A 7538-nucleotide genomic window follows, 5' to 3' on the forward strand; every position below is an offset into this window, starting at 1 on the left:
TGGGTCACACGGGAACTCTCCAGGAATACTGGATAAACGCTTCAGGACAGTTAGCCCTCTGGTGTATTGATGAGAGTCAATACTTTAAGGCTTCTGGATGAATGAAGAATCCCCCGTGTTTTCAACCGGGGGAGTGTCAACAAAACTTAGGCGTCGTACTACTTAAACAGGGTCGAGTACCCGAAAGTTTATCAGCATTAACCTTAGCGATCGCACTTCATCAAGCCACCAATCCCAATGAAGCCCAACGGTTACGTCAACAGTTGCAAGGGATGGGCTTTGAAACAGTAGAGTGACATACTCCTACACCAACTGACTACAGTATGGTGTAGGCTCTAGAGCGACTCCAGAAGAGAGCCTCACCTTAAGCTCACTCGTATGAGTAAATACCCTGACATGACAACAAAGCCAGCGCCATGAACCGCTAGCATGTCCTGACGTTTCACGGCATCTTTTTGGGTGGGAGTGATGCCTAGAGGAACAGGCGTATCTACAAAAATTGTCACATACTTACGATCAATAATTTGAGCGAATGTCACCATAAAACTAAACCTTGAGGTTTGACAACCATCAACCATGAGTACCAAACGCCTACCTATTGCTATATCGGGAATCCTTGCGACTGTGACTGCGATTGGTGCTACGACTCTCCACGCGATCGCACCGATTGACGGGTTGAATCCCTGGCTGGGAGTAACGGTCGCTGTGGCTCAAGATATTGATGAACAAATTAATATTCGAGTTTATCAACAAGCCAGTCCGGCGGTGGTTTCCATTGATACGGTAGAGGGTACAGGAAGTGGCAGTATTATTAGCGCCGATGGGTTGGTTTTAACCAATGCTCACGTTGTCGCGGGTTTCCCGACGGTTACAGTAACCCTAGCCGATGGGAGACGCCTGATTGCGGATGTGGTGGCGTTTGGGGATAATGGGTTAGACCTAGCGGTTCTCAACATTCGCACTCCCAGCAATTTACCGACCATTTCTCTGGCTCCTCGTCCCGTCCAAGTCGGACAACGAGCATTTGCCATTGGTAATCCATTTGGCAGGTTTCAAGGCACGTTTACGGTAGGGATTATTAGCCGTATCGACCAACAACGGGGCTTAATTCAAACCGATGCTGCGATTAATCCGGGAAACTCTGGCGGACCCCTACTGAACTCTCAAGGTGAATTAATTGGGGTGAATACGGCGATTTTGGGCAGTCCTAGCGGCGGAAATTTGGGGATTGGCTTTGCGATTAGCATAGATAGAATTCGCCCGTTTCTGGCGGCTTTCCGCGATGGACGTGGGTCCCAGATGGTTCAGCAGCCTAACCCCTCGGGGACTCACCGCCCCCCTCAACCCTTAGCCCTAAATGGTGCGGTGATCCCCGGTCGGCTGGGTCAGGGAAGTCAGGTTTTACCCACAGATAACAGCTTTTTTGATATCTATGCTTTTGAAGGCAGGGCGGGTCAGCGGGTACAAATTGATATGACCAGTGGGGAAATCGACTCCTTTTTAATTTTGCTCGATCCCAATGGTAATGATTTAGCCCAAGATGATGATAGCGGTGGTGGCACCAATGCCCGATTATCTGTCATTTTACCCAGGGATGGCATCTATTTGTTAATGGCAAATGCTTATGAAGCGGGACAAACCGGATCATATAATTTACGGGCGGTAGCGATTGAGGGAAGTTCAGTTACGCGAGATTCTCGTTGGTGATGAGTCAAGGTGTCGGGGAGATGGGGGTGTTCCAGACGTAGTATGCTACGTCTGGAACGCGGTCGGGGCGGGTTTAATCCCATCTGGGTCAAAAAGAAACGATAGTAGTAAAACCCGCCCCTACAGACTGTTCCCTTTAAATCAAACCCAACCAACCTAACAAACCTTTACCGGTAATCAACTCGAGCAGCAATAGAGCCACAAATGCGATCATGGCAAACCGTCCGTTGATTTGCTCGGCGTAAGGTGTCCAACCAAAAGCTGGTTCGGGTTGGTTGGGGGTTTGTGTTGTCGATTTTTCTTTTGTAGGTGTTTGAGAGGTCATGATTTTGGTACAATGTCTTGCTCAGGTTTCTCAGATTTCAAGGTTTGAACAGATTCAATCAGCGAGCGCACTTGAGCGGTGCCTTCAGAGGCGTCAAATCCTAAAGGGAATTTACCACGGGCGAGCATCCGTAATCCGAGGGGACTTAAACTGAGCATTCCTTTAATATCTCGGAAGAAGTTTGCCACCACCTGTATGCCAAATTTGCGCTCATCAACCCAACCTCCTTGTTTGACCAAATCAATTAAGACTTTGCGATGGCGGATTGAGCGGCTGGCTTGCTTGTCTTTGCGAGTCAGAATTTCTTGTTTAATTTTACCGATTTGATCCATGGGGGCGACATCCATCGGGCAAACGGCGTTACACATTAAACACCGGGTACATCCCCACACCCCCTTAGTTCCTTGATTGTAGTTTTCTAGGCGACTTTCTATGGCGGTATCGCGAGAATCAGCGACTAGACGCTGGGCTTTGGCGAGAGCGTGAGGACCAACAAATGTGGGATCAACCTCGCGAGCATTACATTCTGAATAACAAGCGCCACACATGATACAATTACCATTCTGATCCAGGCGCGATCGCTCTTCGGGACTTTGTAAAAATTCCCGTTCAGGAATGGTTCGTCCGGCTGTGCTCACGTAAGGTTCAACCGCTTCTAAGTTGTCCCAAAAGCTCCGCATATTCACGACTAAATCCTTAATCACGGGAAAATTTCCCAGGGGAGCAATCGTGATTTCCGGAATCTCCGGGCGATTATGCTCAGGTAAGTGCGCCAATTCATTGCCCACATTTTCTTTACAAGCCAGTGCGGAGCGACCATTGATCCGCATCGCACAGCTACCACAGATTGTGTTGCGACAATTCTTGCGAAATGCTAAGGTTCCATCCTGCTCCCACTTGATCCGATTCAGGCACTCCAGAATCGTGTTTCCTTCCTCCACATCCAGCTTGTAAGTCTCGATAGTCGGGGAGGTATTTTGAGTCTGTCGAATGATTTTAAAGGCAACTTGCATAGTGATACGCTCTGTTTGTATCTCAACACCTATATGAAAATTACCACTTTAAGAGGAGTCACAACCTACCCATTGACCATCACCCCCTGATTTGGTAGATCGCCCCTAAATAAATATAGATGAGAAAATTTTGCTAGAAGGCACTCGCTCAACTTATCCTAGCAGCGATGTTTGGCAAACTGACTACAGTCTAAGACAATCGTCACTCACTCAGGATTCATCCTTAGGAGTGTTGATTTTCTGCTGATAGATGCTCTCTCCCTTGTGTCTGGTCAAATTTTTCCCGGATCACCTGCCAAATCCCCAGATGGATCATTGATCCGAACACACTTGTGGTTCCATCTTTTGCCGATGAGTCCTAACTTGGTTAAAATTTTAACCTAAGAAGCGGCTTTAGTGTCTCTGTCCAATCCTTATGGCTCAAATTCCCAGAAATTTTAATAAATGATCAAAAAAATCTTGACCAAAATCAGAGATTTAACGATATATTTTTTATATAGCCAAATACACTTGGCAGCAAATGACCTTTACCATCCTGAAAATTGAAGGACAGTCTGTGAAATTATGGCAGAGACCCAACCTAATGCATTAACGGGGAAAGCCTTACTTCAAAAAGTAAAAGAGCTCTCCCACTTGCCTCGACGAGAAACAGCAAAACGCTGTGGCTATTACACGGAAAGTAAAACCGGTCAGACCCGCGTCAACTTAACTGATTTTTATGATGCGGTGTTAGCGGCGAAAGGTGTTCCCTTAGATCCAGAGGGAGCAAAAGATGGTCGTGGTCGGGAACCGACGTATCGAGTCAGCGTCCATAAAAACGGTCAAATTGTGATTGGCTCAACCTACACTCAGGAAATGGGATTGAAGCCCGGTGATGAGTTTGAAATTAAACTGGGCTACAAGCATATCCATCTCAAACAGGTTGATATGGATACATCTGAGGAGTCGGAAGATCTGGAATTGGAAGCCGCAGAGGTTTGAGGCGGCTCATGCTAAAAAGGATGGGTTATGCAAATTATCCATCCTTGCCAGCATGAAAGTAGCCGCGTTAAAAGTATAGCTCCTCACCGTTTGCCGATCTCGCTTATGGCTATTTTTGATCAGGCAGATAATCCGTGTATTATTTGGCTAATAAGCGCATCGGCGCTAGTAAAAGTCGCGGTTTTTTTTCTGGCTTGGTCTGCGTTGTGGTTGCCTTTAGCCATGGCGATCGCAATCCGACTGAAATGGCATCCTCCTAAGGCTTTGGCAGCACAGCAAAAGTTGCCATTTGTCGCTATTCTTTACATCATTGCCCCCCTGATTATCTGGGGGGCGACACAGATAGAAGGTACATCATTTCTTGACTATGGCTGGGGCTGGACGACGCGGATTTGGATATCCTTAGTCGGGGGATTTGGCGTGGCAATTTTGAGTTTAGGAATCAGCTTTACGGGACAATGGCTAGTAGGCTGGGTGGATTGGCATGGGGAAAATTGGCAGCAATTGACCAGGATTGGACTGCCAATATTCGGAATAGGACTAGGCATTGGATTAATTGAGGAATTGGTGTTTCGCGGGTTCCTGCTGACGGAACTCCAGCAAGACTATTCTCTGGGAATAGCGGCGATAATATCGAGTCTGATCTTTGCTCTATTGCATCTGATTTGGGAACAACAACAGACGCTCCCTCAAATTCCTGGATTGTGGCTAATGGGTATGGTATTAGTCCTAGCCCGGTGTGTGAATGGGGGGAGTTTAGGCTTAGCCTGGGGACTCCACGCGGGTTGGATTTGGGGATTAACCTGTCTCCAGGAAGCAAAATTGATTTCATATACCAGAAAAGGACCCCTATGGATAACGGGAATAGGAGATAATCCCTTAGCTGGCATGTCTGGTATCTTGTGTTTACTGGGTGTTGCTGCTTTCCTGTGGGGTATTGGGGATTAGTGATTCGTCATTTGTTGATTGTTCAGGGTTCATTGTTGATTAGGAAATCGCTTCTCCATCTCCCTCATCCCTCTTTGGCTGACCAACGTTTTTGCCAGTGGGAGCTGGGTTCGAGAGTAGAGGCTTGCTGCTCAATTTGCCGCCGTTGGAGGATAATCGCCGCTTGATCGGCAAGTTGAGGATCACGATAGGGAATAGCCGCACGGGTTTGCAAATGTTGACGCGATCGCTCCGAGAGAGGGGGTAGAGTGGAAGCGTCAAAACTTGCCACCGTTCCCGGTTGTCGTCCCCCCACAGGGGGTGTCGGACCAATCTTAAAGCCAGCCGTGATTAAACCACCTCGGACAGCAGCCGCACAGGAATAGGTTGCTAGTCTACCTGTTTTGGCGCAACACTCTGCTAATTGTTGGAAAAATTCCACCGTCCATAATTGAGGACAACGACGGGGAGAAAAGGGATCGAGAAAAATAGCATCGGCGGGGAAGTTCGACTGACGTAATTGCTGGATGCTTTTTCTGCCATCGCCTAAATAAAGTTGCGCCTGAAGCTGATCCGTTTTGACTTCTGATTTTATCACCAGACGCTCTAGGAGTTCGGGAATTGGCTGATTCCAGTCCTTGAGAAAATGATGTGCGATCGCGCTTCGCGGTACAGTCGGGTCTAATTCCAGGGCGACTAATTCAACTCGACATCTGGGGTTAATCGTCCAAATCGTTTCTAGAGCCGCCGCTGTATTGTAGCCTAAGCCATAGCAGACATCCAGCAGACGCACAACCTGCTGTTGGGCTTTTTGTTTCAGGTGGCAAGGTTCAACAAATTTTAACAAAGCTTCCGTTTTTGCCCCTTGAGTACTGTGGAAATATTCACCAAACTCTTCAGAAAAAAAGGTGAATGAGCCATCGCCTGTGGGCTGAGGGGTAAAGCTGTGGATGTTTTCCATAGTTTGTCTGATTGATATTCAAAACTTTACCTTCCCCCCCCATCTCCCCTATATTCCAGACGTTCCACGCCTTACATCTCTACAATCTTCCTCACCTTCCCCATTACCTGTTTCTAGACCTTGACCCTTGACAAACCTCACTCAAGGGTACTATAACAGTATTATCTCACAAGAATGAGAAAACGAGTCAGGGATGAGTGAAATGTGAGGCAGAGATGGCACCCACTTCATCCCAGCCTCTGGAGAGAGATCCAGTTTCGGCGGGTGCATCCTGACTACTTTGGCTAATGTTACTCCAGTTTTAGAGGAAATTGACATCATGAAAACCATAACCGCCAAAATCAAACAGGTAATTTGGGCAACTCCCTTGTTCCTTACTCTTCTGTCTCCAGTTTCCAGTCAAGCCTTAACCGTTGAAGAGGTTCCTAATCCTCAACAGCTAAATGGTACTTGGGTGACGGATATGGCAAATATTCTCAGTGACTCCACAGAAGCCCAACTGAATCAAACCCTATCTGAATTAGAAGCCAAAAATGGTACAGAAATCGCTGTGGTGACTGTACCCGAAACCGCCCCGGCTGAGTCTCCCAAAGCATTTACCACGAAACTGTTCAACTACTGGGGGATTGGTAAAGCCGATGAGGATAACGGGGTTCTGTTTCTCATTTCTAAAGGGGATCGTCGGGTAGAAATTGAAACCGGATATGGTATCGAGGCGATTTTACCCGATGCCAAAGTCGGCAGAATTATTGACAGTCAAATTATTCCCAAATTCAAACAAGGGGACTTTGATAGTGGCACATTGGCAGGTACGAAAGCCTTAGCGGTGGCGATAGAACCGACAGTGTTTCCTCAAGAATCAACATCAACTTTTCCCTGGCAACTTCCTTTAGGCGGTGCATTAGCATTGGGACTCGGAGTTGGCACTTATGTGAGTAGGCGGCGTCGAGTGTTGGTTAAGCCAGAAGGAAAAACCCGCACTCAAGAGCATCCTCACCGCAATCACCCTTTACACTGTGCCGATTGCAAGCAGCGCTTGGAAAAACTCGACGCGATTACGCTGCAATCAAAGCTCACTCAACCGGAAAAAGTAGCGCAAAAAATTGGTAGTATCCGATTTGAAGGCTGGCGATGTCCCCGTTGTCATCCTCACTTAAAAGGTGTGCATATTTTTGCCTATATCTGTGACTCATCAGACTTTGGCAAATGTCCCACCTGTAAGGAATTAACCGTTACTCGCAGGATTAAAAAGGTGCTGAGAGAATCCACTTGGAACCAAGAGGGTAAGCAATTGGTGCATCAAGATTGTCACTGTTGTGCTTATCAGGAAGAGGTGACAGAAGCGATTCCCTGCTTGAAGCCACCATCTAATGCTATTTTCCTCAAACCCAATGCGCGATCGCAAGAGCCCCGACGGTTTAATCCCGACTGGAATCACTCACCCAAGCATTGTGCTGATTGTAAATATCCCATGCAACTTATGGGTAAGCTGCTACGCAGCTAAACCGGATAAACAGCATTGCCTTTGTTTTTGATTTTTCTATTCCATTTAATTATAAGCTCTCCTTCATTTAATAATTTATGTAGCAATTTTTCTAGTTCTTCTACTGATTCAAATAGTCGA

General features: G+C 47.0%; 8 protein-coding genes and 2 pseudogenes. 5 read left to right on the top strand and 5 right to left on the bottom strand.

All coding sequences use genetic code 11. The features are described 5' to 3' along the window. Positions 1–131: 131 nt before the first annotated feature. Positions 132–296, top strand: a pseudogene (locus tag RLO19_RS05500) (glycosyltransferase); the annotation flags it as partial. Positions 297–359: 63 nt separating this feature from the next. Here RLO19_RS05500 and RLO19_RS05505 read toward each other — a convergent pair. Next, complete coding sequence (locus RLO19_RS05505; protein WP_446354548.1) at positions 360–542, bottom strand: hypothetical protein; 183 nt, start codon at positions 540–542, stop codon at positions 360–362. A 34-nt stretch (positions 543–576) separates the two neighbouring features. Here RLO19_RS05505 and RLO19_RS05510 point away from each other — a divergent pair, with 34 nt between their 5' ends. Continuing rightward, positions 577–1707: a trypsin-like peptidase domain-containing protein gene (locus RLO19_RS05510; protein ID WP_446354550.1), complete on the top strand. Its 1131-nt coding sequence runs from the start codon at positions 577–579 to the stop codon at positions 1705–1707. 136 nt (positions 1708–1843) lie between these two features. On the opposite strand, the gene RLO19_RS05515 is transcribed toward RLO19_RS05510, so the two are convergent. Both RLO19_RS05515 and RLO19_RS05520 read right to left on the bottom strand, forming a co-directional pair. Then, positions 1844–2032: a chlorophyll a/b-binding protein gene (locus RLO19_RS05515; protein ID WP_446354552.1), complete on the bottom strand. Its 189-nt coding sequence runs from the start codon at positions 2030–2032 to the stop codon at positions 1844–1846. Further along, the gene (locus RLO19_RS05520; RefSeq protein WP_446354554.1) at positions 2029–3045 is read right to left on the bottom strand and encodes a succinate dehydrogenase/fumarate reductase iron-sulfur subunit; all 1017 of its coding nucleotides are present in this window, start codon (positions 3043–3045) and stop codon (positions 2029–2031) included. Before RLO19_RS05520 ends, RLO19_RS05515 begins: the two co-directional genes overlap by 4 nt. A gap of 564 nt (positions 3046–3609) precedes the next feature. Here RLO19_RS05520 and RLO19_RS05525 point away from each other — a divergent pair. Together RLO19_RS05525 and RLO19_RS05530 are read left to right on the top strand one after the other, a co-directional pair. Further along, positions 3610–4026 carry an AbrB family transcriptional regulator gene (locus RLO19_RS05525; RefSeq protein WP_446354556.1) on the top strand — a complete coding sequence of 139 codons (417 nt, stop codon included), beginning with the start codon at positions 3610–3612 and terminating at the stop codon, positions 4024–4026. Between the two features lie 105 nt (positions 4027–4131). After that, entirely contained in the window at positions 4132–4974 is an 843-nt protein-coding gene (locus RLO19_RS05530) for a CPBP family intramembrane glutamic endopeptidase (RefSeq protein WP_446354558.1), read from the top strand. 64 nt (positions 4975–5038) lie between these two features. On the opposite strand, the gene RLO19_RS05535 is transcribed toward RLO19_RS05530, so the two are convergent. Further along, positions 5039–5914 carry a tRNA (5-methylaminomethyl-2-thiouridine)(34)-methyltransferase MnmD gene (locus RLO19_RS05535; RefSeq protein WP_446354560.1) on the bottom strand — a complete coding sequence of 292 codons (876 nt, stop codon included), beginning with the start codon at positions 5912–5914 and terminating at the stop codon, positions 5039–5041. 319 nt (positions 5915–6233) lie between these two features. Between RLO19_RS05535 and RLO19_RS05540 the strand changes: the two genes are divergently transcribed. Continuing rightward, positions 6234–7418 (top strand): TPM domain-containing protein, encoded by a 1185-nt coding sequence (locus tag RLO19_RS05540; RefSeq protein ID WP_446354562.1) that lies wholly within the window; start codon positions 6234–6236, stop codon positions 7416–7418. On the opposite strand, the pseudogene RLO19_RS05545 reads toward RLO19_RS05540, so the two are convergent. Next, positions 7415–7538: pseudogene (locus tag RLO19_RS05545) on the bottom strand (IS630 family transposase); the annotation flags it as partial. The gene RLO19_RS05540 and the pseudogene RLO19_RS05545 overlap by 4 nt on opposite strands.

Source organism: Coleofasciculus sp. G2-EDA-02, assembly GCF_040226375.1.
Taxonomy (GTDB): domain Bacteria; phylum Cyanobacteriota; class Cyanobacteriia; order Cyanobacteriales; family Coleofasciculaceae; genus Coleofasciculus.